The sequence below is a fragment of the Allobosea vaviloviae genome, from assembly GCF_001298265.1.
Taxonomy (GTDB): domain Bacteria; phylum Pseudomonadota; class Alphaproteobacteria; order Rhizobiales; family Beijerinckiaceae; genus Allobosea; species Allobosea vaviloviae_B.
Genome location: NZ_LGSZ01000050.1, coordinates 99886 through 122398, shown reverse-complemented (window position 1 = coordinate 122398; position 22513 = coordinate 99886). Strand labels below are relative to the sequence as shown.

Here is a 22513-nt window from a genome sequence, read left to right as displayed (position 1 = left end):
TGTGCAGCATGGGATGACCTCTTCACGTCCGGCCCACGCGTTTTTCATCGAGCGGCTTACTTCGGGCCGATGTTCGCCCACTACCATGGTCTGCCGGGAAGAGTTCTTCGGTCTGGAGCTGGAAGACGTCGTTATAGATAAGGGGCCCCGGCACATCTGGGTCCAGCCAAATTCCTTGGGTCTCTTGAGGAATGATCAGTCAGAGCGCCAGCTGACCCTTCATCCTGAACTGCTGCGGCTCGGACTCTTCGACTACGTCGAGGCGCTCAAGGCCATCAAGGAGCCGAGGCTCTTTCCCGAACTCGTATCGCCGTCCTCCAAGAGCCCCCTGGGAGATCGGTCCTATGACGAATGGAGCCCGCCTAACGAAGCTCGGCTTCGCGCCGCACGCGCAGCGTCATTTCTGCAACAACGCGCTCAAGCAGAAGTTCGTCACGTCTAAAATGCGCGCTGATCTGAGGCCGATCCGCGCGCCCTTGATGCCCAGCGCTACGACACGGTCACGATCGCCGCCGTGGCAGACGATGTCGAAACGATGCGCGTGGCTCTAGCGATCGGCGTGGATCCCAGGGCGATCACCAGCCCCTATGATGGCACTGCGCTGATTGCCGCCGCTCATCTCGGCCACGACGAAATCGTCAGGATGCTGATCGACGCAGGAGCTCCGCTTGACCATGTCAACAACCCGGCTTGGACCGCGCTGATCGAGGCTGTCATCCTTGGCGATGGCGGCAAACGGCATGAACGCACAATGATGCATCTCGTCGCGGCCAGAGCCAGGCGGGACATCGGCGACCGTAACGGAATGACTCCCATCGAGATGGCGCGCCAGCGCGGCTATGGCGCGATGGTCCGCATTTTGGAAAGCGGGTAATGGCCGTCACCAACGCGTGCTGAAGGATCAACCGGCAAACCGATGTTGTGTGCAAGGTTGGGTTTCAAGCAAGCAGTCGATTTGCGTTATCGGCGCTAGCCAGGAGCGCGCTCCGCACGATCGGCTGCAGATCGAAGCCGCCTGCCATCGCGAACATGCGCGGTAACGAAGCACCGGCATCGCTCAACGCCAACTGTCACATGGATGGCTGATCAAACGGCATGCCCGACGAGCGCGCCGATCCCCCAGGTCGCGGCCATGGCGAAGGCGCCCCAGAAGGTGACGCGGATCGTCGGCGTGGCCAGGTCGGCGCCGCCGATGCGGGCGCCGAGCGCACCCAGCACGGCCAGGCAAACCAGCGAGCCGCCCGAGACCGCCCAGCTGATCGAGCCGGCTGGAGCCATGACGGCGATCGCCAGGGGGATGGCAGCGCCGCCCGCGAAGGTGGCGGCCGAGGTCAGGGCCGCCTGGACGGGCCGCGCGATGGTGTGCGCGGCGAGGCCCAGCTCGTCGCGCGCATGCGCCGCAAAGGCGTCCTTCGCCGTCATCTGCTCGGCGACTTGCCGGGCCAGACCCGGCTCGACGCCGCGATCGACATAGATCTGCGTCAGTTCGGCGAGTTCGGCCTCGGGCTGCTCGGCGAGCTCGCGACGCTCCCGGCCCATATCGGCCTGCTCGGTGTCGGACTGCGAACTGACGGAGACGTATTCGCCCGCCGCCATCGACATCGCGCCGGCAACGAGCCCGGCGACGCCCGCGACCATCACCTCCTCGGCGCTCTTGGCGGCGGCCGCGACGCCGACGACGAGGCTCGCCGTCGAGATGATGCCGTCATTGGCGCCGAGCACGGCGGCCCGTAGCCAGCCGATCCGATCGACCAGATGGTTCTCGCGGTGGAGCGGGTGCATGATGTCGGTCCTTCCGGTTCGCCGGAGGCGGAAGCCGGCCCGGCGGGCACCATGGACCAAGACGACCTGTCTTGTCCGATACGGCGCTCGTCCGATGAGAGCTGTCAGTGAAACCTCAGTCGTCGTCTCCGTCCCGCACGACGCGCTCCAGCGTAGCGGGGTCGAACTTCGCCTTGACGCGTCGCCCCTCGGCGTCGACGGCACGGACCTTGTAGCAGCCGTCGTCGGTCTTGATCCGGCGGATGGTCCAGCCTTCGGCGCGCAGCTTGTCGACCAGCGCCTCGCGCGGCTTCCACTCCGCCATGGGCGCCGAACAGCGCTGGCTGGCGAGTGCGGGAGTGGCAAGGCCGACGAGGACCGTCAGCGCCGTGATGGACAGGATGGGCTTCATCGGATGTCTCCTCCGCGCAGGGCGGCGATGATGTTGTCAATCATGCCAAGCTGACGCTCACCTGAATGGCCGGCGCGAATGCGTTCAGCCTGCTGTCAGCTTCGTGCCATAACCGATGAGCGTTCCGGAGGCTGCCAAAGACATGCGCGTGCTCCTCGTCGAGGATGACCCGATCCTGGGCTCTGCCGTGCGCGACCAGGTCGCCGCCGACGGTCATGGCGTCGACTGGGCGAAACGGCTGGCGGACGCCGGCGAGTTTGTCCGGCTGGCGCATTACGACCTGATCCTGCTCGATCTGATGCTGCCCGATGGCAACGGTCTCGATTTCCTGCGCGGCCGCCGACAGGCTGGCGATACGACCGCGGTGATCATCCTGACGGCGCGCGACCAGGTCTCCGATCGGATCGCCGGGCTCAACGCCGGTGCCGACGACTATCTGGTCAAGCCCTTCGATCTGGCGGAACTGTCGGCGCGCCTGAGCGCGGTTGCGCGCCGCTATGGCGGCAACCCGAATCCGCTGATGCAGATCGGCGGGCTGACGCTGGATCTGGCGGCGCGCAGCATCGTCCGGGACGGCCGCTCGATCTCCCTGACCGCGCGCGAATGGGCCCTGTTCGACGCCTTCATCCAGCGCCCGACCATGCTGCACTCCAAGGCGCTGCTCGAAGAGCGGCTCTACACTTTCGATACCGAGGTCGAGAGCAACACGATCGAGGTCTATGTCGGGCGCCTGCGCAAGAAGCTCGGAGCGGAGGTGATCGAAACCGTTCGCGGCATGGGCTATCGGCTGGGCGCCGCCGCCCTGGCGGGCTCGGGCAGGAGCCCGCTGTGATGCGCGCCGCCTGGCCGCCCAAGGGCAGCCTGCAGCGTCGGCTCGCGCTGGCGCTGACAGGCGGGGTCATGGCGGTGTGGCTCCTGGCGACGGTCGCCGCGGGTCTGTTGTTGCGCCGGGAGATCGACGAGGTCTTCGACAGCGCCTTGCAGGAGGTGGTGCAGCGGGTGCTGCCGCTGGCCTACACGGAGATTCTCGCTCGCGAGGCGGATGCCGGGTCCGATCCGCAACAGGTCGCATCGGTCGGCGCGCATCGCGAATACATCACCTATATCGTGCGCGATGCGGCGGGACGCCGGTTGCTGCAATCCCACGACGCCGATCCGGCCCAGTTTCCGCCGAACCCGGCGCATGGCTTCAGCGATGGGCCGAGCTCGCGCCTCTATACCGAGATTGCCGTCAGCGGCACGATCATCGTCACGGCCGCCGAGCGTCCCGGACATCGCCAGAAGGCGGTCCGCGATGCGATCAAGATGCTCGCCTGGCCGCTGGTCCTCCTGCTCCCGCTCGGCATCGCCGGGACCTGGGTGCTGGTCGCCGTGACCTTGCGCCCGATCGTCGCCTTTCGCCACGAGATCGAGGCGCGCGGCAGCGGTCATCTCGCACCGGTGTCCGTCAGCCACCTGCCATCAGAAATCGCGCCGGTGGAAAACGCGGTGAACGCCCTGATGGCGCGGCTGCGCCGGGCGCTCGACGCCGAGCGCTGCTTCACGGCCAACAGCGCCCATGAACTCCGCACGCCGGTGGCTGCTGCGCTGGCGCAGGCACAGCGTCTCAGGGCAGAGCTGCCCGAAGGCTCAGCCCGCGCCCGAACTGTCGAGGTCGAAAGTGCACTCAAGCGGCTGGCGCGCTTGTCAGAGAAGCTGCTGCAGCTCGCCCGGGCCGAAGGCGCCAGCCTGATCGGCGAAACGCCGCAGGACCTCGTGCCGGCGCTGCGCCTCGTCCTGCACGACCTATCGGCTGAAGGCGCGGTCGGGATCGCGCTGCCGCAGACGGGCCGGTTCGTCTCGACGCTGGATATGGACGCCTTCGCGATCCTGGCACGCAACCTGATCGAGAACGCCCTCAAGCATGGTGATGCCAGCGAGCCGGTGCGCGTAGCGCTGACGGATGACGGGCGTTTCAGCGTCGTCAGCCCCGGGCCGGTTCTGGAACCGGCGATTCTCGCCACCATGACGCAGCGCTTCGTGCGCGGCACGACCATGGTCGAGGGAGCGGGGCTGGGCCTGTCGATCGTCCAGGCGATCACGCAAGGGATCGGCGGCGAGATCGCCTTCGTCTCGCCCGCCTCGGGACAGGAAGACGGACTCGAGGTTGCGGTACAGCTCCCCGCCGCGACGCTGAAAGCCGGCTGAGCGTCTTTCTCGATCGTTTTCAGGTCGCTGTCAGCTTCGCGGCGCATCTCTCCACGCATCGCTTCCGCAACCCGGAGAGTTGCCATGATATCCTTCGCCCGCGCCCTGGCGCTCGCCCTCCCGCTCGGTCTCGCCGGCATCCTCGCGCACAGCGCCGTCGCCGAGGCGCGGCCCGTCCGCATCACCACGACATTGAAGCCCTATGGCGGGGACGGCGCCTATCTGGCGATCTACATCACCGATCCCCAGGGCAAGCTCGCCAAGACGGTCCGGATCGCCGGCGGCAAGGCCAAGTATCACAAGCATCTCAGTGCCTGGAACCGCCTGTCGGGCGGCAAGATCGACGGCACGACCGGCGCCAGCGTCGGCAGCGGGCAGTCGCTCACAGTCAGCGTCGAGATTGCCGATGCGTTGATCGACGCCGGCTACCAGATCCGCGTCGACAGCGCCGTGGAAAACGAAAACGACGTCCCTGGCGATGCGGTTACGCCGCTGGCGACGGCGGGCGCGGGCAAGGCGGTCGCAGGCCGTGGCTATGTGAAATCCCTGACTTTCGACATGTGATCGGGACGGGATTTCGCCATGCTGCGCCAGATCCACTCCCTGCCCGGCCTCGTCGCCGCGCTGCTCGTCGCGGTTCTGGCACTGACCGGCGCGGTCTTGTCCGTTCAGCCGGCGCTGGAGCGCTTCGCAGCGTCGTCGGTCGTCACGGGAACGATCAGCGTCGCGGCTCTGGCCGAGGCCGCCCAGGCGCAGCATGCCGAGATCGACAAGATCACGAAGACGGCTTCCGGCTCGGTCGTCGTCAGCTATTTCGACGGCGACAAGGCCGGTGCCGATCTGGCCGATCCCGCGACGGGTCGTGTCATCGGGCCACACTCACCATCCGCGACCATCCGCTTCATCACCAACTTGCACCGCTCGCTGCTGCTGGGCACGGCTGGTCGCATCGCGGCCGGCCTGGGCGCCTTGGCGATGGTCGTCCTCACCATCACTGGCGCGATGATGCTGGCTGCCCGCCTGGGCGGCTGGACTGCGCTGCTGCAGCCAATCCGCGGCAACGCCCGCCAACGCTGGCACGCTCAAGCCGGGCGCCTCGCTATCGTCGGCCTGCTGCTGACCGCGCTGACGGGGTGTTTCCTATCGCTGACCAGTTTCGAGTTGATCCCGGACGGCTTGGCCGAACCTGTTGCTACGGCATCCGGCGGCGGTGGCGCGCGGGCCTCGGTCGGCAGCCTCGCGGCGCTGCAGGCCGTTGACCTGGCCGATCTGCGCGAGCTCGCCTTTCCGTATGCAGCCGACCCGACGGACACCTACAGACTGACCACCGCAGCCGGCGTCACACAGATCGATGCGGCCACCGGCGAGGCGCTGTCCTTCCAGCCGCATTCGACGGCCCGGCAGCTCTACGAGACGATCTATATGCTGCACACCGGCCAGGGCCTCTGGCCGCTGGGCCTGCTGCTGGGGCTGTCTGCCCTGGCGGTGCCGGTCTTTGCGATCACCGGTGCGATGATCTGGTGGCAGCGCCGCCGCTCGCTGCCCCGCATCGCCGACAACCGTCCGGCCTCTGCGGCTGACACGATCATCCTCGTCGGCAGCGAGGGCAACAGCACCTGGGGCTTTGCCAGGACGCTCCATGCCGCGCTGACGCAGGCCGGACACAAGGTCCACGCGGCCCCGATGAACGCGCTGGCGCGCGCCTATCCGAAAGCCGCGCGGATGCTGATCCTGACCGCGACCTATGGCGACGGCACCGCGCCCGCGAGCGCCAGCGGCTTTCTGGCGAGGCTCGACCGCAGCGCGTTGAAGCTGCCCGTCGCCGTGCTCGGCTTCGGTGATCGCAGTTTCCCGCAATTCTGCCGCTTTGCCGAGGATGTCGCCGCAGCCCTGGCCATGAGGGGCTGGCCGGCTTTGATCGAGATCGACCGCATCGACCGCCAATCGTCCCAGTCGTTTGCGCTGTGGGGGGACAGGCTGGGTACGGCGCTCGGGCATGGGCTCACGCTCGCCCATGTCGCGGAACGGCCGAAGACCATGGCGCTCGAACTGGTGAAGCGCGTGGATTACGGCGCCGAGGTCCAGGCGCCGACCGCCATCCTGACCTTCCGCCTGCCGGGAGCCGCGGCCGGGCGCGCTCTTTGGAAGCGCCTGTTCCCGGCCTCGCTGCCGCCCTTCGAGGCCGGCGATCTGGTCGGCATCCTCCCGCCCGGCAGCACGGTACCGCGCTATTATTCGCTCGCCTCGTCGGCGCGCGAGGGCATCCTCGAGATCTGCGTGCGCAAGCAGCCCGGCGGCCTCTGCTCGGGCTTTCTCAACGACCTGCCGCTCGGCGGCCGGATCGACGGCTTCATCAAGGCCAACCCGGCTTTCCGGCCCAATGCCAGCGCAGCCCCGCTGATCCTGATCGGCGCCGGGGCTGGCATCGCGCCGCTCATGGGCTTCCTGCGCGCCAACCGGTCGCATCGCGAGGCGCATCTCTATTGGGGCGGGCGTTCGCCGGCGTCCGATTTCCTCTACCGCGACGACCTCGCCTCTTGCATCGCCGACGGGCGACTATCCGCCCTGAACGCCGTCTTCTCGCGTGTTGCGGAGGGCGGCTACGTGCAGGACAGGCTGGCCAAAGACGCGCAGCAGCTGGCCGCGCTGCTGCGGCGCGGCGCCCAGATCATGGTTTGCGGCGGGCGCGACATGGCCGGCGGCGTCTCCCAGGCGCTCGACGCGATCCTGGCGCCGATGGGCCTGAGCACGGCTACCCTCAAGGCGAGTGGGCTCTACCTCGAAGATGTCTACTGAGCCCCGGGCGGCGCAGCGCCGCAGTCTCAGCGGGCCGACGATGGGCACGCGCTACTCGGCCGTCTTCTTCGCCTCCTGTGAGGTCGACGAGCGCAGGATCGCCGCCGCCCTGCAGGCAACGCTGGACCGGGTCGATCGCCAGATGTCGACCTGGAAGCCCGAATCGGACCTCAATCGCCTCAATGATGCGGCTACCAAGGTCTGGGTGCCGATTCCTGCCGAACTCATGGTCGTCCTGCAGGCCGCCCTGCGGATCGGCCGGCAGTCACTGGGCGCCTTCGATATCGGCGTCGGCGACCTCGTCAGCGCCTGGGGCTTCGGAGCTTACGCAGCGCCTCCTGGCCACGTGCCGGCAGATCCCGTCGTTCCGCAGCCAGCGATCACGGCCGAGGCTCTCGAACTCGATCCGCACCTGCGCCGGGCGCGGAAACATGCGCCCCTCGCGCTCGACCTGTCGGGCATCGCCAAGGGATTTGGCGTCGACGAGATGGCGCGCGTCATGCGCCAGTTCTCAATCCCCGCCTGGCTGGTCGGCATCGACGGCGAAATGCGCGCCGGCGGGGCGAAGCCCGATGGAACGCCCTGGATCGTCGCGCATGAACGTCCGCTGCGGGGCGTCCGCGAGCCGATGGGCGTCATCGAACTCGAGGACCGCGCCGTCGCGACCTCAGGCAATTACCGGCACTACCGCGATATCGGCGCGCGGACGATCTCGCACACGATGGACCCACGCAGCGGCATGCCCCTGAAAAACGGGTTGGCGTCCGTGACGGTGCTGGCGGAGACATGCCTGGAGGCCGACGCCTGGGCCACGGCCCTGCTGGTGATGGGCGAGATCGCCGGGCCACGTCTGGCCCGCATGATGGACATGGATGCGATCTTCGTGCTCGCGAACGGGACGGTCGAAACGACGCTGTGACGCGGGACGTTCGCTGCCTGGGCCAGGTTCATGACTCAAGCGCAAACGGGTTGCGCTCAAGTGTCATCGAGAGAGACCGGCTGGTTATCGGAACGCAATCAACGTCCGCAGTTGGCGCCCACGCGAATGAGGCCGATCCTATCGACCACCGGTAACCAAAAGGCGCAAATTCCGCCGAACGCCGTTGACCTTCCCGTATGGGAAGCCCCATTTGTTCGATTCAAGAGAACGAATCGGCGGAGCGTCGTGACTACAGTTGGCATCCTGATCCAGGCAATGAAGGCGACCGTATTGGTCGTTCTGTTGTTGCTTGGCTGGGCCATGCCGGTGCAAGCGCATTCCGGACACGCCAAGCCCAACGTCGTCGCACCGGCCGCGAAGGCGGCATCACTGGACGCGCGTCTGACAATCGCGTCCGCCTTTCCCGCGGCTGAGGCTGCCGATTTCTGCAAGCCGTCAGCGCCCCGGACCTCCGATCCGACTGGCGATTGCCCGAAGACTGGCGGCGCTGATCGCAGCTGCTGCGGCACGATGTGCGCCGCCGCCGTCATCGAACAGGCCATCGCCCCGCTGCCACTGCGGGTTTCTCACCGCATCCGGCTGGGCTTGCCGCTGGAGCGAACATCTCCCGTGCGAGCGCCGAGTCTCGACGCGAGACCTCCACGAACCATCGCCATCGCTTGAGCGTCGGCCGGCTTTTCAGCCGCGCCGCCGGATGTTCATGCCGATCGTGATGGATTCGTTTCATGTTTTCGCTCGTCCGCAGCCTTGCGCGCTGCCTGATGGCGCCGTTGGCGCTGGCTTCCCTTCTGTCCACTGTCCCGCTCGCGGCCCATGAGGGCCACGACCATGGCGCTCCGCCCGCTGCCGTTCCCACGGCTGGATCGCCCCGGATCGCGCTGCACTCCGACGCCTATGAACTCGTCGGCATCCTGCTCGGCGACCGGCTGACGCTGTTCCTGGACCGCTATGCCGGCAATGCCCCGGTGACCGACGCCGGCCTCGTCGTGACGATCGGCATCGGGGCGGATGTCGCGGCGACACCGACGCCGGAGGGGACTTACGTCGTGGCCTCGGACCGGCTCGTCGGCGCAGGACCGCTGGAACTCGTCGTCGCCATCGCCCACCCCGGCGGAGACGACCTCCTGATCGGTACGCTGGAGCGTCCGGCCGCCCCCGCTCCGGCGGCCGGCGCTGCGGCGGGATCGCGTCAAGCCTCGGCTCAGGCTGAGAGCATCGTCATCGCGGGCCAGCCGGTGCCGGCCGTGTACCTGGCGATGGGCGCAGCCCTCGCGTTGGGGCTCCTGCTCGGCGCCACCTTCCGTCGCTCGCGTGCGGCCCTCTCGGCCCTGTCCGTGACCGGGCTCATCCTCGTCCTGATGACCGCGGGGACGGACCTGGCGATCGCCCATGAGGGCCATGATCATGGCGAGGCCGCGAAAGCGGCAACGCCGGCCGGCGATACCCCCCGCCGTCTCGCGGATGGATCGGTCTTCGCGCCGAAGCCGACGCAGCGGCTGCTGGAGATCCGCACCCAGGTCACCAAGACCGAGGAAGCGCGCAAAACCCTGGCTCTGGTCGGCCGCGTGATCGCCGATCCCAACCGCTCGGGCCAGGTCCAGAGCATCACTGGAGGCCGGATCGTTGCGCCAGAAAGCGGCTTGCCGCGGCTCGGGCAGAACGTTCGGCGCGGCGATATCCTGGCCTCCGTCGAGCAGGCCGTGCCGCAGGCCGACCGCACCACCATCGCCGAGCGCGTCGGCGAGATCGAACAGCAGATCGCCATGGTCGAAGCGAAGCTGAAGCGCTCGCGCGGACTGGCCGAGCGCGCCATCGCGCCGCAAAGCCAGGTCATCGATTTCGAGATCGAACTCGCCGGGCTCATGCGGCGGCGCGAGATCGTCGGGCGGATCCGGATCGAGCGCGAGGTGCTGCGCGCGCCGCTGGACGGCGTGGTCTCAGCGGTGCGGGTCGTCGCGGGTCAGGTCGTAGGCTCGCGGGACGTCCTGGTCCAGATCGTCGATCCCGCGGGTCTGTGGGTCGAGGCCCTGTCCTATGGCGATGTCGACCTCTCGCAACTCGACGGCGCCTCGGCGCTGCTGCCCGGCGGCAAGGCGCTCAGTCTGTCCTTCCGGGGCACCGGACGGGCGCTGCAGCAACAGGCGACGCTGGTGCACTTCGCCGTCGAGGACCCGCCCGCCACGGTCGCGATCGGCCAGCCCGTCCGGGTGATGGCCCGTAACGGCGCCAGCGTCAGCGGCATCATCCTGCCCCGCGACGCCGTCGTGCGCGGCGGCAATGGCGAGGCACTGGTCTGGCGCCATACCGATCCCGAGCGCTTCGAGCCCACGCCCGTCCGCACCGAACCGTTCGACGCCACCCGGCTGGTGATCCGCTCCGGCGTCGCGCCGGGCGAACGCATCGTCGTGCGCGGCGCCGAACATCTCAACCAGATCCGCTGAGGCAAGGGCGCGATGTTCAACCTCCTCGTCTCGGCCAGCCTGCGCAACCGGCTCTTCGTCATCGCCGCCGCGCTCGTCCTCGCGGCCTATGGCAGCTATGTGCTGCCTCGCGTCCCCGTGGACGTCTTCCCAGATCTCAACCGCCCGACCGTCACGCTGATGACGGAAGCCGATGGGCTCGCCCCGCAGGAGGTCGAGCAGCTCGTCACCTATCCGCTGGAAACGGCGATGAACGGCATGCCCGGCGTGTTGCGCGTGCGCTCCGTCTCGGGCGTCGGCCTCTCGATCACCTATGTCGAGTTCGACTGGGGCACAGACATCTACCGGTCGCGCCAACTCGTCGCCGAGCGGCTGTCTCTGGTGCGCGAGCAGCTGCCGCGCGGCGTCAACCCGCAGATGGGCCCGGTCTCCTCGATCATGGGCGAAATCATGCTGGTGGCGGTGACGGCCGAGAAGGCCTCGCCGATGGAGGTGCGCGAGATCGCGGACTTCACGATCCGGCCGCAGCTCCTCAACATCGCCGGTGTCTCGCAGGTCATCCCGATCGGCGGGGAGGTCCGGCAGTACCGGATCACCCCGGACGTCGCGGCTCTGCAGGCGCTGGACGTCACTCACGAGCAGGTCGAGGCGGCGGTCACGCGTTTCGGCACCAACACCGGCGGCGGGTTCGTCGACCAGCAGGGCCGGGAGTACCTCATCCGCAACGTCGGGCTGACACGCCGGTTGGAGGATCTGCGCGACACGGTCGTCGTTCAGCGTCAGGGCCAGCCGGTTCTGCTGCACCAGGTCGCGGCCGTCGAGTTCGCTGCGCGGGTCAAGCGTGGCGACGCCGGATACCAGGGCAAGCCTGCGGTGATCATCGGCATCCAGAAGCAGCCCGAGGCCGACACCGTGTCGCTGACCAGGCAGGTCGAGGCGTCGCTGGCCGAGATCCAGAAGACACTGCCCGCCGGCATCTCCGCGACGAATGTCCAGTTCCGGCAGGCGAGCTTCATCGATACCTCGATCGCCAATGTCGAGCGCGTGCTGCTGGAGGCGGCCGGCGTGGTCGCCGTCATCCTGCTGCTGTTCCTGATGAACGTGCGCGCGACCCTGATCTCCCTGACCGCGATCCCGGTCTCGATCCTGACCACGGTCCTCGTCTTCAAGGCCTTCGGCCTGACGATCAACACGATGACACTGGGCGGCTTGGCGATCGCGATCGGCGAACTGGTCGACGACGCGGTCGTGGACGTGGAGAACATCCTGCGGCGCCTGAAGCAGAACCGGGAGAGCGCCGCGCCCGAGCCGGTGCTGGCGGTGATCGCGGCCGCCTCTCAGGAGGTGCGGTCGGGGATCGTCTACGCGACGGCCATCATCATCCTGGTCTTCATCCCGCTCTTCGCGCTTTCCGGCATCGAGGGGCGGCTCTTCGCGCCGCTCGGGGTCGCCTACATCGTCTCGATCCTGGCGTCGCTGGTCGTCTCGATCACGCTGACGCCGGTGATGGCCTACTACCTTCTCTCGGGCACGGCCGGTGGGCATGAGAGGGACTCGTTCGTCGTGCGCAACCTCAAGCGCGGCAACGTGGCGCTGCTGCGCGGGGCCTTTGGGGCGCGGGGCCTGATCCTATCGGTCGTCGGGATCGGCGTGGCGCTGGCCGTGTACGGGGCGACGCTGCTGCCGCGGACCTTCCTGCCGCCCTTCAACGAGGGCACGCTGGTCGTCTCGCTGCAATACAATCCGGGCATCTCGCTGGCCGAGAGCCATCGCCTCGGGCTCATCGCCGAACAGCTGGCGCTCAAGGTGCCGGAGGTGAAGTCGATCGGGCGCCGCACCGGGCGCGCCGAACTCGACGAGCATGCCGAGGGCGTTCATTCCTCGGAGGTCGACATCGACCTGCATCGCTCCGATCGGCCCAAGGAGGCGATCTACGCCGATATCCGCGCGGCGCTGAGCGTCCTACCGGTCTCGGTCAACATCGGCCAGCCCATCGGTCACCGGCTCGACCACATGCTCTCGGGCGTGCGGGCCCAGATTGCGCTCAAGGTCTATGGCGAGGACCTCGACACCATCCGCAGCCTCGCCGAGACGCTGCGCGAGCGGCTCGCAGCCGTGCTTGGGCTCGTCGATCTCCAGATCGAGCGGCAGGTCCGCATTCCGCAACTGCGCATCGACGTCGACCACGAGAAGGCAGCGCTCTACGGGCTGACGCCGGCCAGCGTCACGCAGGCGCTGGAGACGCTCTCCAACGGCCGCACCGTCTCGCAGATCGTCGACGGCAACCGCCGCTACGACGTTGTGCTGCGGCTGTCGGACCAGGACCGCTCGACGACCGGGCTCGAGGACCTGCTGATCGCGACGCCCGGTGGCCATATCCCCTTGCGCCTGATTGCCTCGGTTTCAGAGACCGACGGCCCCAACCAGATCCAGCGCGAGAACGGCCAGCGTCGCATCGCGGTCTATGGCAATGGCGACGGGCAGCGCGACATGGCAGCGATTATCGCCGATATCCGTCAGATCGTGGCGCAGACGCCGCTGCCGCAGGGCTATGTCACCCGCATGGAGGGCACCTTCCAGGCGCAGGAAGAGGCAACGCTGCGGATCGGGCTGCTCAGCCTGGTGTCGCTGGCGCTGATCTTTGTCGTGCTGTTCACGCGCTACCAGTCGGCGGTGCTGGCGCTGATCATCATGGGCAACATCCCGCTCGCGCTGATCGGGAGTGTCGTCGCACTGCACCTCGCGGGGCAGCCGCTCTCGGTGGCCTCGATGGTCGGCTTCATCACGCTCGCCGGCATCACGGCCCGTAACGGCATCCTCAAGGTCTCGCACTACATCAACCTGACGCTCTACGAGGGCGAGCGCTTCGGGCGCGACCTCGTCATCCGCGGCAGCCTGGAGCGGCTGACGCCCGTGCTGATGACGGCGCTCTCGGCGGGGCTGGCGCTGTTCCCGTTGCTCTACGGCGCCGACCAGCCCGGCCGCGAGATCCTGCATCCGGTCGCGGTCACGATCTTCGGCGGGCTGATCTCGGCGACGATCATCGACACGGTGCTGACGCCCGTCCTGTTCCTGACCTTCGGCCGCAGGCCGCTCGACCGCATCGTCGCCAGCCGAGCGCCCGATGCTGGCGCGTTGTCGCCGACTGAAGCCTTCTGAAACGGCAAAGGAGACCAGCCATGCTCAAACGGATCACCGCCTTGGCCATCATGCTCGACCTCGCATCCACAGTCTCGGCCCACGAACTGGCGAAAGGGCCCAATGGCGGCCGGCTCGTCGACGTCGCCGGGCACCATATCGAGATGGTCGCGAAAGGAACCGAGCTTGTTCTCATCCTCACCGATGCCGCCGACAGGCCGCTGTCATCGGCGGGAACGAAGGCCGCGCGCGCCATCGTCCAGGATGCGGGCAAGACCGCGGCGGTGGCGCTGAGCCCCGTCGAGCCCAACAAGCTGGTTGGCACGCTTGCCCAGCCGCTGGGGACTGGGGCGCGCATCGTAATCTCCGCCACGCTTGCCGACGGCCACGCGCTGCAGGCCCGTTTCACCAACAACTGACTCCCGAAGAAGGAAACGACCCGATGACACGTTCGATCCCGACCGCGCTGATCCTGCTGGTCCTTGCCGGCCCCGCCTTTGCGCAATCCTTCCATCCAGGGCACGGTCCCGCTCCCGCTCCCGGCGCGGCGGCTCCCGCTGCGCCGTATCACATCGAAAATCCGTGATCTCCACTGCGGATCAGAATGGCGACGCGGTGCGCTGAACGTCAGCTTCAAAGGCAAAGCACCAACGTCCGTAAGTGGCGCACCGCGTTGGCAGGCAAAATGCTGGCAGCGATAACCGGGGGCAGGCCGGTGTTTAGGGCGCAGCGATACAGAGCAGCGACATATCGATAATCTTTCGACCGCCATAGTCGCCGTCGACTGTCTTAGTGAGCGTGGTCGCGCCAAGTCCGGTTTCCAGGAAAAGCTCCGACTTCCCCTGCACGTCACCCAGGCTCACTGATAGGCTTGTGCCTGTGGTCGTTGAGGTCAGGCTAATCAGCACCTTGTGCGTCGCATTGGCGCCGAACGGGTCCAGTCCGAGCGGAGAGCCGGTACGAACCGTGCCAACTGCTGCTGCCCCTGGAACCGGCGTGCCGTCAAAGCTGCCTTTCAGCTCGCATTGAGCGCCTGAGGCCGCGGCGCCTCCGTCGGCCCCAGACAGGAGCGCCATGACAATGACCGCGAACCGTAGCCGTCGCATCTTTGAAGCTCGTTGTGTCGACGGCTCCCATGTAGCCACGAAGTAGCGGGCTTCTGCAACGGGTCGAAAGCGGTCACAGCACAGGCTCGTCGGGCGACGTCCGCTCCCGGGCCTGCCTCGAACGGCAGCTAGTGGCGTATCGTGCCCGGACCAGCGCACGTCAATTCTGGCGACCGGCACTCATGACACCCGCGCCGCAGCCAAAGCTTCGCCGAGGCTGGTGAAAGCCCAGTCGAGTTCGGCATCGTTGATTGTCATCGGCAGCGAGAAGCCAAAGCTGGATGGATCCTTGGCCGTCGTCGACAGGCCGTGTTCGCGTAGGAGCCCGATAATCGCTTCGATCGAGATTCCGGTCTCGCAGACGCGGGCGGGATCGAGACCGATCGCCAGCAGCAGCCCCTTGCCCCGGACATGGTCGATCAGAGGTATGTCCTGGCGCATCCGCGCCACCCGGGCGCGGATAGCGTCCTCGAGCTGCGCGGCGCGTTCGATCAGACCCTGGCGCGCGATGATGTCGATCGTGGTCAGCGCCGCGCGGCTCGTCACCGGGTTCTTCTCATGAGTGTAGTGGCCCAGCGCCAGTTCGGGAGCCAGGTTGAGCCTGGCATCGGCGATCACGGCGGCGATCGGCAGGACGCCGCCACCGAGCGCCTTGCCCAGAACCACCGCGTCAGGCGTGGCGCCGACATGCTCGAAGGCGAAGAAGCGCCCGGTCTTGCCGAGGCCGGAGGGAATTTCGTCGAAGATCAGCAGGACGCCATGCGCGTCGCAGAGCTGCCTGATCTGCGGCCAGAGCCAGGGCGGCGGCACATGGCAGTTGGAGCGGATCGGCTCGGCGATCAGCGCCCCGATCTGCGATGACGCCGCCAGCGCGCGCTTCACCCCCTCGACCATGCGCGCGGCGCCGTCGTCGGGATGCCAATAGGGCGTGACATGATGGCGGCCGGGCAGAAAAGGGCCAAGCCTCGGGTCAGGGGCGGCGCGCGACAAACCAAACGCGCCAAAACCATGTCCGTGATACGAGTCTTCGACCGAGATCGTCTCGTGCCTGCCCGTCGCGACGCGCGCGAGCTTCAGGGCGATTTCGATGGCATCCGAGCCGCCTGTGGCAAACAGCACCCGGGCTGGTGGCCCCGGCCATTTCGACAGGAGCTGTTCCGCCAGCGCCACGGCGGGCGCGTTGGTGAAGCGCCGCGGCGAGAACGGCAGCGTGTCGAGTTGCTCCTTCAGCGCGGCGATCAGCTCGGGATGGGCGTAGCCGATATGGTGGGCGGTGTTGCCGTGCAGGTCGAGCAGGCGGCGGCCCGTGTCGTCCTCCAGCCAGACGCCGTCGACCGCATGCAGGGCCGAGACGCAGGGGCTGGAGCCATCCTGATGGAAGAAGGCGGCGGCGTCGCGTGCGACCAGATCCCCGCTCATGGCGCATCGTCTCCGGCCGACATCATCCGCTTTCTCCGGGAGCGAGATATCGATCGTCAGGCAACAGCAGGACGCCTGAGCAAGGATTGAAGCGCCACGCGCAGGATCAGGCTCACCTGACGGTGCTGCCGATTCTATTTGCCATAGGCGAGCTTGACGACCATTTGGCGACAGCGCGCAAGGACCGCAATCCGCGGGCGAACGGGCGCGGCCGGACGCGAGCTCCGGTGTCACGCAAACGTCGTGGGTGCGCCCTATCCGCTTTCGCTAGGTCATCATGAGATGGCAGGTCTGGGGGAGGCGCTCACATGTTCAAGCACGTTCTGGCCGCGAGCATTGCGGGTTTTGTGGCCTTCGCGCCGGTGGCGGGCGAGGCCCAGCAGCGGACGCTGACGGTTTACTCGTCGCTCGACGAAGATCAGGCGAAGGCGCTGATCAAGGGCTTCGAGGCCAAGCATCCGCAGATCAAGGTCAACGCGATCCTCGGTTCGACCGCGCCGATCATCGCCCGCGTCATCGCCGAGGCGGCGTCGCCGCAGGCCGACATCATCATGGGCAACGCCGTCTCCGCGCTGATGGCGGCCGATGCGCGCGGCCTGCTGCTGCCCTACAAGCCGGCCCAATACGACAAGGTGGCGCCGGTGATGCGCGATGGCCGCGCCGAGCCGGTGTGGGTGGGCATCGACGCCTGGGCGTCCTCGCTCTGCTTCAACACCGTCGAGGCCGCCAAGAAGAACATCCCGGCGCCCAAGAGCTGGGCCGATCTGACGAACCCGATCTACAAGGGCCAGATCACCATGCCGTCGCCGCTGTCGTCGGGCACCGCGCTGCTGGCGGTCAATGGCTGGCTGACCGTCTTCGGCGAGAAGGGCGGCTGGGAGTTCATGGACAAGCTGCACGAGAACGTCTCGAAATACGGCCATTCCGGCTCGGCACCCTGCCGTCAGTCGGCGTCCGGCGAGAGCATCATCGGAATTTCCTATGCCACGCCCGGCGTGAAGTCGATCAACGAGGGCGCACCGATCCAGATCATCCTGCCCTCCGAAGGGCTTGGTTGGGAGATCGAGGCGGCTGCCATCGTCAAAGGCGCCAAGAACCTCGCCGATGCGAAGGCGATGTCGGATTGGACCTCCTCGCGCGAGGCGGCTGAGATCTCGGCCAAATTCCTGCCGATCACGGCCTATGACGACATCCAGTCCCTGCCCAAGAACTACCCGGCCGACGAGAAGTCGAAGCTGTTGAAGATGGACTTCGGCAAGCTCGCCGCCAGCCGCGAGGCCGTCATGGCCGAATGGCAGAAGCGCTACGGCGTCAAGGTTCCGCCGAAGTCCTGATCTGCCGAGTGCCGAGACGGTCCGAAAGAGCGAGCCATGACACTTGAGACGGTTTCTCTTTCGGTCGCTCCAAACGTGGAACCATCAAGGGCGAGCGCCAGCGCTCGCCCTTTCCTGTCGCTGTCGGGGCTGACGAAGCGTTACGGCGCAACCACCGTGGTGCAGGATGCGAGCCTCGACGTCATGCGCGGCGAACTCCTCTGCATCCTGGGTCCCTCCGGCTGTGGCAAGACCACGCTGCTGCGGCTGATCGCCGGGTTCGAGACGGCGGACGCCGGGTCGATCCGGCAGGACGGGCAGGAGATCAGCGCACACCCGCCCGAGGCGCGCGATTTCGGCATCGTCTTCCAGTCCTACGCGCTGTTTCCCAACCGCACTGTCGCGGGCAATGTCGGCTTCGGGCTCGAGGTTCTGCCGATGTCGCGCGCCGATCGCGCGGCCCGCATCCGGGAGCTGCTCGAGCTCGTGGGGCTCGAAGGGCATTCCCAAAAATACCCCAGCCAGATTTCCGGCGGGCAGCAGCAGCGCGTCGCCCTGGCGCGCGCGCTCGCCTTGTCGCCCGGGCTTCTGCTGCTCGATGAGCCGCTCTCGGCGCTCGATGCCAATGTCCGCGCGAGTCTGCGCGACGAATTGCGGGCCCTGCAGCGGCGCGTCGGGGTGACCAGTATCATGGTCACGCATGACCAGCAGGAAGCCCTGTCCATCGCCGATCGCGTCGTGGTGATGAATGCCGGACGGATCGAGCAGGTCGGCGCACCCGCGGAACTTTACCACCAACCGGCCAATCTGTTCGTCGCGCGCATTCTGGGTGAGATCAACGCGCTGCCTGTCAGTTCCCTCACGGGGACTTGCGTCGAGAGCCAGGGCCTTTCCTTTCGGCTGGCAGAGCCTTTGGGCGCCGGCAAGCCGGGCGCGTTTCTGTGCTTCCGTCCCGCGGCTGTCACGCTGGCTAACGAGGGCATGCTGGCTGGCCCCGGTATCGGCGCCCGCGTCACCGCGACCGCATTTCTGGGGGACCGGCTGCGCCTGGTCCTGCTTCCGGACGAGGCCGGCGCGCCGGCCATCACGGCCGAAGTGCCGTTCCCGCGCTTTGGCGCGCCGCCAGCGCCGGGCGATCATGTGACGTTCGGCGTCGCCCCGAGCCAGCTTTTCCTGCTCGACGACCATGGCTGAGGTCGCCATCACGGCACACAGGCCGACCCGCCAGATCATGCCGGATCTGACGGGGAAGGCGCTGCCCCCGGTCCTGTTGCTGGTGCTGGGGACGGTGACGGTCCTGCCGATCTCGGCCCTGCTGATCCGGGCCTTTCTCGGGCGCGACGGCGGCTTCGTCGGTCTCGACAATTTCATCCGCTATGCGACCGAACCGGGCCTGGCTGTCGCCGCCTGGAATTCCACGAGCCTCTCGGCGATAGCAACCGTCATCGTCATGGCGCTGGCCTTCCCCTATGCCTATGCGCTGGTGCGCACCCGTATGCCCGGCCGCGGCTTCTTTCGGGTGATGGCGCTGCTGCCGCTGCTCGCGCCCTCGTTGCTTCCGGCCTTTGGACTGGTTTTTCTGTTCGGCAACCAGGGTTGGCTGAAGCACTGGCTTCTCGGCGAAAGCCTCTACGGCCCGGTCGGCATCGTCATGGCGAGCGCCTTCTATGCATTCCCGCATGCGGTGCTGATCCTCAGCGCGGGATTGTCCGCCGGAGACCAGCGCCATTACGAGGCGGCACGCGCACTGAAGGCCGGCCCCTGGCGGCGCTTCGTGAGCGTGACGCTGCCCTCCTGCCGCTACGCAGCCATCAGTGCGGCTTCGATCGTCTACATCCTGGTCTTCACCGATTTCGGCATTCCCAGCGTCGTCGGTGGCTCCACCAACGTGCTTGCCACCGACATCTACAAGCTCGTGATCGGCCGGTTCGATTTCGAGATGGGCGCGGTCGTCGGCGTTCTGCTCTTGCTCCCGGCGGTCATCGCCTATGGCATCGACTGGTTCGCAAGGCGAAGCCAGCGGTCGATGATCACCGGCAAATCCGTGCCGATCCAGCCCGAGCGCCTGGTCTGGCGCGATGCGGCACTGCTGGCTTTCGCCTGCGTCGTGACCTGCGTCATCCTCGGCATCATCGGCATGGCGATCTATGGATCGCTGGTGCGGTTCTGGCCCTATAATCTGACGCTCGGCCTGCAGAACTATGAGCGGCTCTTCACCGACGATGACGAATTCCGTGCGCTGGGCAACTCGCTGGTGCTGGCGACCGGCGCCGCGCTGATCGGCACGACGATGGTGGCGCTGTCGGGCTGGCTCGTCGCGCGCAAGCTGGGCGCGAGCGGCGTTCGCAACGGCTTGCAGGCGGTCGCGATGGTTCCCGTCGCCGTTCCGGGCCTCGTCCTCGGGCTGGGTTACGTTTTCTTCTTCAACAACCCGGTCAATCCGCTGCATGGCCTGCAGGGCACGATGCTGCTGATCATGCTCTGCACCGTCGCGCATTTCTACACCGTGCCGCATCTGATGGCGGTCAACGAATTGCAGCGGCTGGACCGCGAGATCGACATGGCGGCGCAGGCGCTGCGCGTGCGCCCGGCCGGCTCGGCGCGGCGGGTGTTTCTGCCCGTCCTGCTGCCGACGCTGGTCGATATCGCCGGCTATTTCTTCGTCAACGCGATGACCACCGTCTCGGCCCTGATCTTCCTGTTCACGGCGCAGACGCGTGTGGCGGCGATCGCGGTCATCAACCTCGTCGAGGGCAGCCGGATCGGGCAGGCGGCCGCCTTCGCCGTGCTGATCATGGCGTTGTCGATGGTGGCGACCGCCATCCAGATGGTCCTGCGCGGGCTTGTGCTGCGGTCGCAAAGCTGGCGCCGGCGCACGACATGACCGATTTCCATCTCGCCGCGTTCGCCCATCGCCTCGCTGATGCCTCTGGCGCGGCGATCCTGCCCTGGTATCGGGCCATGCCGGCCGTCACCGACAAGGGCTCGGCGTCAGGATTTGATCCCGTCACGGAGGCCGATCGAGCGGCCGAGCTCGCCATTCGTGCGCTGATTGCCGCCGAGCATCCTGACCATGGCATCATCGGCGAGGAGTTCGGTCGCCACAACGCCAATGCCGAGCATGTCTGGGTGATCGATCCGATCGACGGCACGAAAGCCTTCATCTCCGGCCAACCCGTCTGGGGCACCCTGATCGCGTTGCTGCATCGGGGCGAGGCGGTTCTTGGCCTTCTCGACCAACCCTTCTTGGGCGAGCGCTACTGGGGCGATGGCGAGCGCGCTTTTGGGCGGCGCGGGGGAGGGGCATCGGCGCTGAGAACGAGGCCGTGCCCCGCGCTCGCAGACGCGACGGTGTGGGCGAGTTCCTCGATCGCGCGGGACCCCGCCGCCCATGCCGCCGTCGAGCGCCTCGGCGCGGCGGTGCGCATGCTGGTCTATGGCGGCGATTGCTTGTCGCTGGCGATGCTGGCGGAGGGGCATATCGATATCGCGATCGGATGGGGTGGGTTCGAGATCTACGACATCGCCGCGCATATCCCGCTTGTCGCGGGAGCTGGGGGCCTCGTCACTGCGCTCGACGGCTCGGACGCGCTCCATGCCAATGGCATGCTGGCTCTAGGCGATCCGACCCTGCTTCAGACGACGCTCGCCGCGCTGGATTGGCCGCGCGGGTGAAGGATGAGCACCACGCCTCGGGTTCATGAGACGATCGGCAGCCAGAGCCAGAGCGCCACCAGCGTGACGAGCAGGACCGGCGGCGTAATAACGAGCCCCACCTTCATGTACTGGCCCCAGGTGATGGTCTGGCCCTTGCCGGCCAGCACATGCAGCCAGAGCAGGGTCGCCAGCGAGCCGATCGGCGTGAATTTCGGGCCGAGATCGTTGCCGATGACATTGGCGTAGATCATCAGTTCCTTCGTCAGCGGGTCGACCGCGGCCCGGTCGATCGCGAGTGCGCCGACCAGGGTCGCGGGCATGTTGTTCATGATCGAGGCCAGAACGGCGACGACGAAGCCGGTGCCGACGGTCGCGACGAAGGTGCCCTTGCCCGCGAGCCAGACGAGGACGCCGGCCGCGATGTCTGTGAGCCCCGCATTCCCAAGGCCGTAGACCACGAGATACATGCCGATCGAGAACAGCACGATCTGCCAGGGCGCCCCGCGCAAGACCTTCGCCACCGGGACCACCGCGCCCTTGCCGCCATTGAACCAGCGCCCCGCGATGGCGACGAGGAGCAGCGCGGCCGCTCCCGTCACGAAGGCGATCGGGATGTGCAGCGGCGCCGTGACGAAATAGGCCACCAGCAGGAGGCCGAGCAGCGGGAAGGCGGCGCGGAACACGGCCTTGTCGCGGATCGCGGAGGCGGGCGCTTCGAGATCGCCGACGGCATAGGTCGCCGGGATGTCCCGGCGAAAATACAGCCACAAGACCAGAAGCGTCGCGGCCAGCGAGACCAGATTGACCGGTACCATCACCGCCGCATAGCGGTCGAAGGAGATCTGGAAGAAGTTCGCCGTGACGATGTTGACGAGGTTGGAGATTACCAGCGGCAGCGAGGTCGTGTCGGCGACGAAGCCGCAGGCGACGATGAAGGCCATGGCGCCAGCGGGCGGAAAGTTCAGCCGCAGCAGGATTGCCAGTACGATCGGGGTCAAGAGCAGCGCCGCGCCGTCATTGGCGAAGAAGGCGGCGATGACCGCGCCCAGCAGGATCACCAGCGGAAACAGCCGCCGGCCGTTGCCGCCACCCCAGCGCGCGACATGCAGCGCCGCTCAGGCGAAAAAGCCGGCCTCGTCGAGGATGAGGGAAATGACGATCAGGCCGACGAAGGTGAAGGTCGCGTCCCAGACGATGGTCCAGACCGTGCCGACATCGGCCCAACCTACGACGCCCGCCAGGAGGGCGACGGCTGCGCCGCCGAGCGCCGACCAGCCGATGCCGAGCCGGCGCGGCTGCCAGATGACGAGGACGAGCGTGGCCACGAAGATGGCGAGTGCGAGCATGAGGATGTCCGTCGAAAG

Annotated in this window: 20 protein-coding genes and 1 pseudogene; 16 read left to right on the top strand and 5 right to left on the bottom strand. The window is 67.4% G+C overall.

The window, feature by feature from the left end; all coding sequences use genetic code 11:
* Positions 1-13 precede the first annotated feature (13 nt).
* Both AE618_RS19155 and AE618_RS19150 read left to right on the top strand, forming a co-directional pair.
* Positions 14-442: a hypothetical protein gene (locus AE618_RS19155; protein WP_156330365.1), complete on the top strand. Its 429-nt coding sequence runs from the start codon at positions 14-16 to the stop codon at positions 440-442.
* 72 nt (positions 443-514) lie between these two features.
* Entirely contained in the window at positions 515-874 is a 360-nt protein-coding gene (locus AE618_RS19150) for an ankyrin repeat domain-containing protein (protein ID WP_054210676.1), read from the top strand.
* Positions 875-1086: 212 nt separating this feature from the next.
* On the opposite strand, the gene AE618_RS19145 is transcribed toward AE618_RS19150, so the two are convergent.
* Both AE618_RS19145 and AE618_RS19140 read right to left on the bottom strand, forming a co-directional pair.
* Positions 1087-1782: a VIT1/CCC1 transporter family protein gene (locus AE618_RS19145; RefSeq protein WP_054210675.1), complete on the bottom strand. Its 696-nt coding sequence runs from the start codon at positions 1780-1782 to the stop codon at positions 1087-1089.
* Between the two features lie 115 nt (positions 1783-1897).
* Complete coding sequence (locus AE618_RS19140) at positions 1898-2173, bottom strand: PepSY domain-containing protein (protein ID WP_054210674.1); 276 nt, start codon at positions 2171-2173, stop codon at positions 1898-1900.
* Between the two features lie 142 nt (positions 2174-2315).
* Between AE618_RS19140 and AE618_RS19135 the strand changes: the two genes are divergently transcribed.
* The 10 genes from AE618_RS19135 (at position 2316) to AE618_RS28110 (ending at position 14240) form a co-directional block, all read left to right on the top strand.
* Positions 2316-3005 (top strand): response regulator, encoded by a 690-nt coding sequence (locus AE618_RS19135; RefSeq protein ID WP_054210673.1) that lies wholly within the window; start codon positions 2316-2318, stop codon positions 3003-3005.
* Positions 3005-4360: an ATP-binding protein gene (locus AE618_RS19130; RefSeq protein WP_054210672.1), complete on the top strand. Its 1356-nt coding sequence runs from the start codon at positions 3005-3007 to the stop codon at positions 4358-4360. Before AE618_RS19135 ends, AE618_RS19130 begins: the two co-directional genes overlap by 1 nt.
* Before the next feature lie 84 nt (positions 4361-4444).
* Positions 4445-4924, top strand: a complete 480-nt coding sequence (locus tag AE618_RS19125; RefSeq protein ID WP_082365401.1) for a DUF2271 domain-containing protein — start codon at positions 4445-4447, stop codon at positions 4922-4924.
* 18 nt (positions 4925-4942) lie between these two features.
* On the top strand, positions 4943-7156 hold the full coding sequence (locus AE618_RS19120) for a PepSY domain-containing protein (RefSeq protein WP_054210671.1): 2214 nt from the start codon (positions 4943-4945) through the stop codon (positions 7154-7156).
* Positions 7146-8075: an FAD:protein FMN transferase gene (locus tag AE618_RS19115; protein ID WP_054210670.1), complete on the top strand. Its 930-nt coding sequence runs from the start codon at positions 7146-7148 to the stop codon at positions 8073-8075. The genes AE618_RS19120 and AE618_RS19115 overlap by 11 nt, the downstream gene beginning before the upstream one ends.
* Before the next feature lie 276 nt (positions 8076-8351).
* Entirely contained in the window at positions 8352-8759 is a 408-nt protein-coding gene (locus AE618_RS19110; RefSeq protein WP_054210669.1) for a hypothetical protein, read from the top strand.
* Between the two features lie 62 nt (positions 8760-8821).
* Complete coding sequence (locus AE618_RS19105) at positions 8822-10537, top strand: efflux RND transporter periplasmic adaptor subunit (RefSeq protein WP_054210668.1); 1716 nt, start codon at positions 8822-8824, stop codon at positions 10535-10537.
* A gap of 12 nt (positions 10538-10549) precedes the next feature.
* Positions 10550-13675, top strand: a complete 3126-nt coding sequence (locus AE618_RS19100; RefSeq protein ID WP_054210667.1) for an efflux RND transporter permease subunit — start codon at positions 10550-10552, stop codon at positions 13673-13675.
* Between the two features lie 20 nt (positions 13676-13695).
* Positions 13696-14073: a hypothetical protein gene (locus AE618_RS19095; RefSeq protein WP_054210666.1), complete on the top strand. Its 378-nt coding sequence runs from the start codon at positions 13696-13698 to the stop codon at positions 14071-14073.
* 23 nt (positions 14074-14096) lie between these two features.
* Entirely contained in the window at positions 14097-14240 is a 144-nt protein-coding gene (locus AE618_RS28110) for a hypothetical protein (protein WP_156330364.1), read from the top strand.
* Positions 14241-14373: 133 nt separating this feature from the next.
* Here AE618_RS28110 and AE618_RS19090 read toward each other — a convergent pair whose 3' ends face one another.
* Together AE618_RS19090 and AE618_RS19085 are read right to left on the bottom strand one after the other, a co-directional pair.
* A complete protein-coding gene (locus AE618_RS19090; protein ID WP_156330363.1) occupies positions 14374-14730 on the bottom strand; it encodes a hypothetical protein in 357 nt (118 codons plus the stop codon).
* A 210-nt stretch (positions 14731-14940) separates the two neighbouring features.
* Positions 14941-16179 (bottom strand): aminotransferase class III-fold pyridoxal phosphate-dependent enzyme, encoded by a 1239-nt coding sequence (locus tag AE618_RS19085; protein WP_054210664.1) that lies wholly within the window; start codon positions 16177-16179, stop codon positions 14941-14943.
* A 308-nt stretch (positions 16180-16487) separates the two neighbouring features.
* Here AE618_RS19085 and AE618_RS19080 point away from each other — a divergent pair, with 308 nt between their 5' ends.
* From AE618_RS19080 to AE618_RS19065, 4 genes are read left to right on the top strand one after another with little or no spacing between them, the layout of a single operon-like run.
* On the top strand, positions 16488-17513 hold the full coding sequence (locus tag AE618_RS19080) for an extracellular solute-binding protein (RefSeq protein ID WP_054210663.1): 1026 nt from the start codon (positions 16488-16490) through the stop codon (positions 17511-17513).
* A gap of 36 nt (positions 17514-17549) precedes the next feature.
* The gene (locus AE618_RS19075) at positions 17550-18686 is read left to right on the top strand and encodes an ABC transporter ATP-binding protein (RefSeq protein ID WP_082365400.1); all 1137 of its coding nucleotides are present in this window, start codon (positions 17550-17552) and stop codon (positions 18684-18686) included.
* Complete coding sequence (locus tag AE618_RS19070) at positions 18679-20376, top strand: putative 2-aminoethylphosphonate ABC transporter permease subunit (protein WP_054210661.1); 1698 nt, start codon at positions 18679-18681, stop codon at positions 20374-20376. The genes AE618_RS19075 and AE618_RS19070 overlap by 8 nt, the downstream gene beginning before the upstream one ends.
* Positions 20373-21167 (top strand): inositol monophosphatase family protein, encoded by a 795-nt coding sequence (locus tag AE618_RS19065; protein WP_054210660.1) that lies wholly within the window; start codon positions 20373-20375, stop codon positions 21165-21167. Before AE618_RS19070 ends, AE618_RS19065 begins: the two co-directional genes overlap by 4 nt.
* A 23-nt stretch (positions 21168-21190) precedes the next feature.
* Here AE618_RS19065 and AE618_RS19060 read toward each other — a convergent pair.
* A pseudogene (locus AE618_RS19060) lies at positions 21191-22495 on the bottom strand (arsenic transporter).
* Between the last annotated feature and the right edge of the window lie 18 nt (positions 22496-22513).

Excerpts from the sequence above, each read along its gene's own strand:
- AE618_RS19155 (WP_156330365.1), top strand. The coding sequence starts at position 14 with ATGACCTCTTCACGTCCGGCCCACGCGTTTTTCATCGAGCGGCTTACT.
- AE618_RS19145 (WP_054210675.1), bottom strand. The coding sequence starts at position 1,782 with ATGCACCCGCTCCACCGCGAGAACCATCTGGTCGATCGGATCGGCTGG.
- AE618_RS19140 (WP_054210674.1), bottom strand. The coding sequence starts at position 2,173 with ATGAAGCCCATCCTGTCCATCACGGCGCTGACGGTCCTCGTCGGCCTT.
- AE618_RS19135 (WP_054210673.1), top strand. The coding sequence starts at position 2,316 with ATGCGCGTGCTCCTCGTCGAGGATGACCCGATCCTGGGCTCTGCCGTG.
- AE618_RS19130 (WP_054210672.1), top strand. The coding sequence starts at position 3,005 with ATGCGCGCCGCCTGGCCGCCCAAGGGCAGCCTGCAGCGTCGGCTCGCG.
- AE618_RS19125 (WP_082365401.1), top strand. The coding sequence starts at position 4,445 with ATGATATCCTTCGCCCGCGCCCTGGCGCTCGCCCTCCCGCTCGGTCTC.
- AE618_RS19120 (WP_054210671.1), top strand. The coding sequence starts at position 4,943 with ATGCTGCGCCAGATCCACTCCCTGCCCGGCCTCGTCGCCGCGCTGCTC.
- AE618_RS19115 (WP_054210670.1), top strand. The coding sequence starts at position 7,146 with ATGTCTACTGAGCCCCGGGCGGCGCAGCGCCGCAGTCTCAGCGGGCCG.
- AE618_RS19110 (WP_054210669.1), top strand. The coding sequence starts at position 8,352 with ATGAAGGCGACCGTATTGGTCGTTCTGTTGTTGCTTGGCTGGGCCATG.
- AE618_RS19105 (WP_054210668.1), top strand. The coding sequence starts at position 8,822 with ATGTTTTCGCTCGTCCGCAGCCTTGCGCGCTGCCTGATGGCGCCGTTG.
- AE618_RS19100 (WP_054210667.1), top strand. The coding sequence starts at position 10,550 with ATGTTCAACCTCCTCGTCTCGGCCAGCCTGCGCAACCGGCTCTTCGTC.
- AE618_RS19095 (WP_054210666.1), top strand. The coding sequence starts at position 13,696 with ATGCTCAAACGGATCACCGCCTTGGCCATCATGCTCGACCTCGCATCC.
- AE618_RS28110 (WP_156330364.1), top strand. The coding sequence starts at position 14,097 with ATGACACGTTCGATCCCGACCGCGCTGATCCTGCTGGTCCTTGCCGGC.
- AE618_RS19090 (WP_156330363.1), bottom strand. The coding sequence starts at position 14,730 with ATGGCGCTCCTGTCTGGGGCCGACGGAGGCGCCGCGGCCTCAGGCGCT.
- AE618_RS19085 (WP_054210664.1), bottom strand. The coding sequence starts at position 16,179 with ATGAGCGGGGATCTGGTCGCACGCGACGCCGCCGCCTTCTTCCATCAG.
- AE618_RS19080 (WP_054210663.1), top strand. The coding sequence starts at position 16,488 with ATGTTCAAGCACGTTCTGGCCGCGAGCATTGCGGGTTTTGTGGCCTTC.
- AE618_RS19075 (WP_082365400.1), top strand. The coding sequence starts at position 17,550 with ATGACACTTGAGACGGTTTCTCTTTCGGTCGCTCCAAACGTGGAACCA.
- AE618_RS19070 (WP_054210661.1), top strand. The coding sequence starts at position 18,679 with ATGGCTGAGGTCGCCATCACGGCACACAGGCCGACCCGCCAGATCATG.
- AE618_RS19065 (WP_054210660.1), top strand. The coding sequence starts at position 20,373 with ATGACCGATTTCCATCTCGCCGCGTTCGCCCATCGCCTCGCTGATGCC.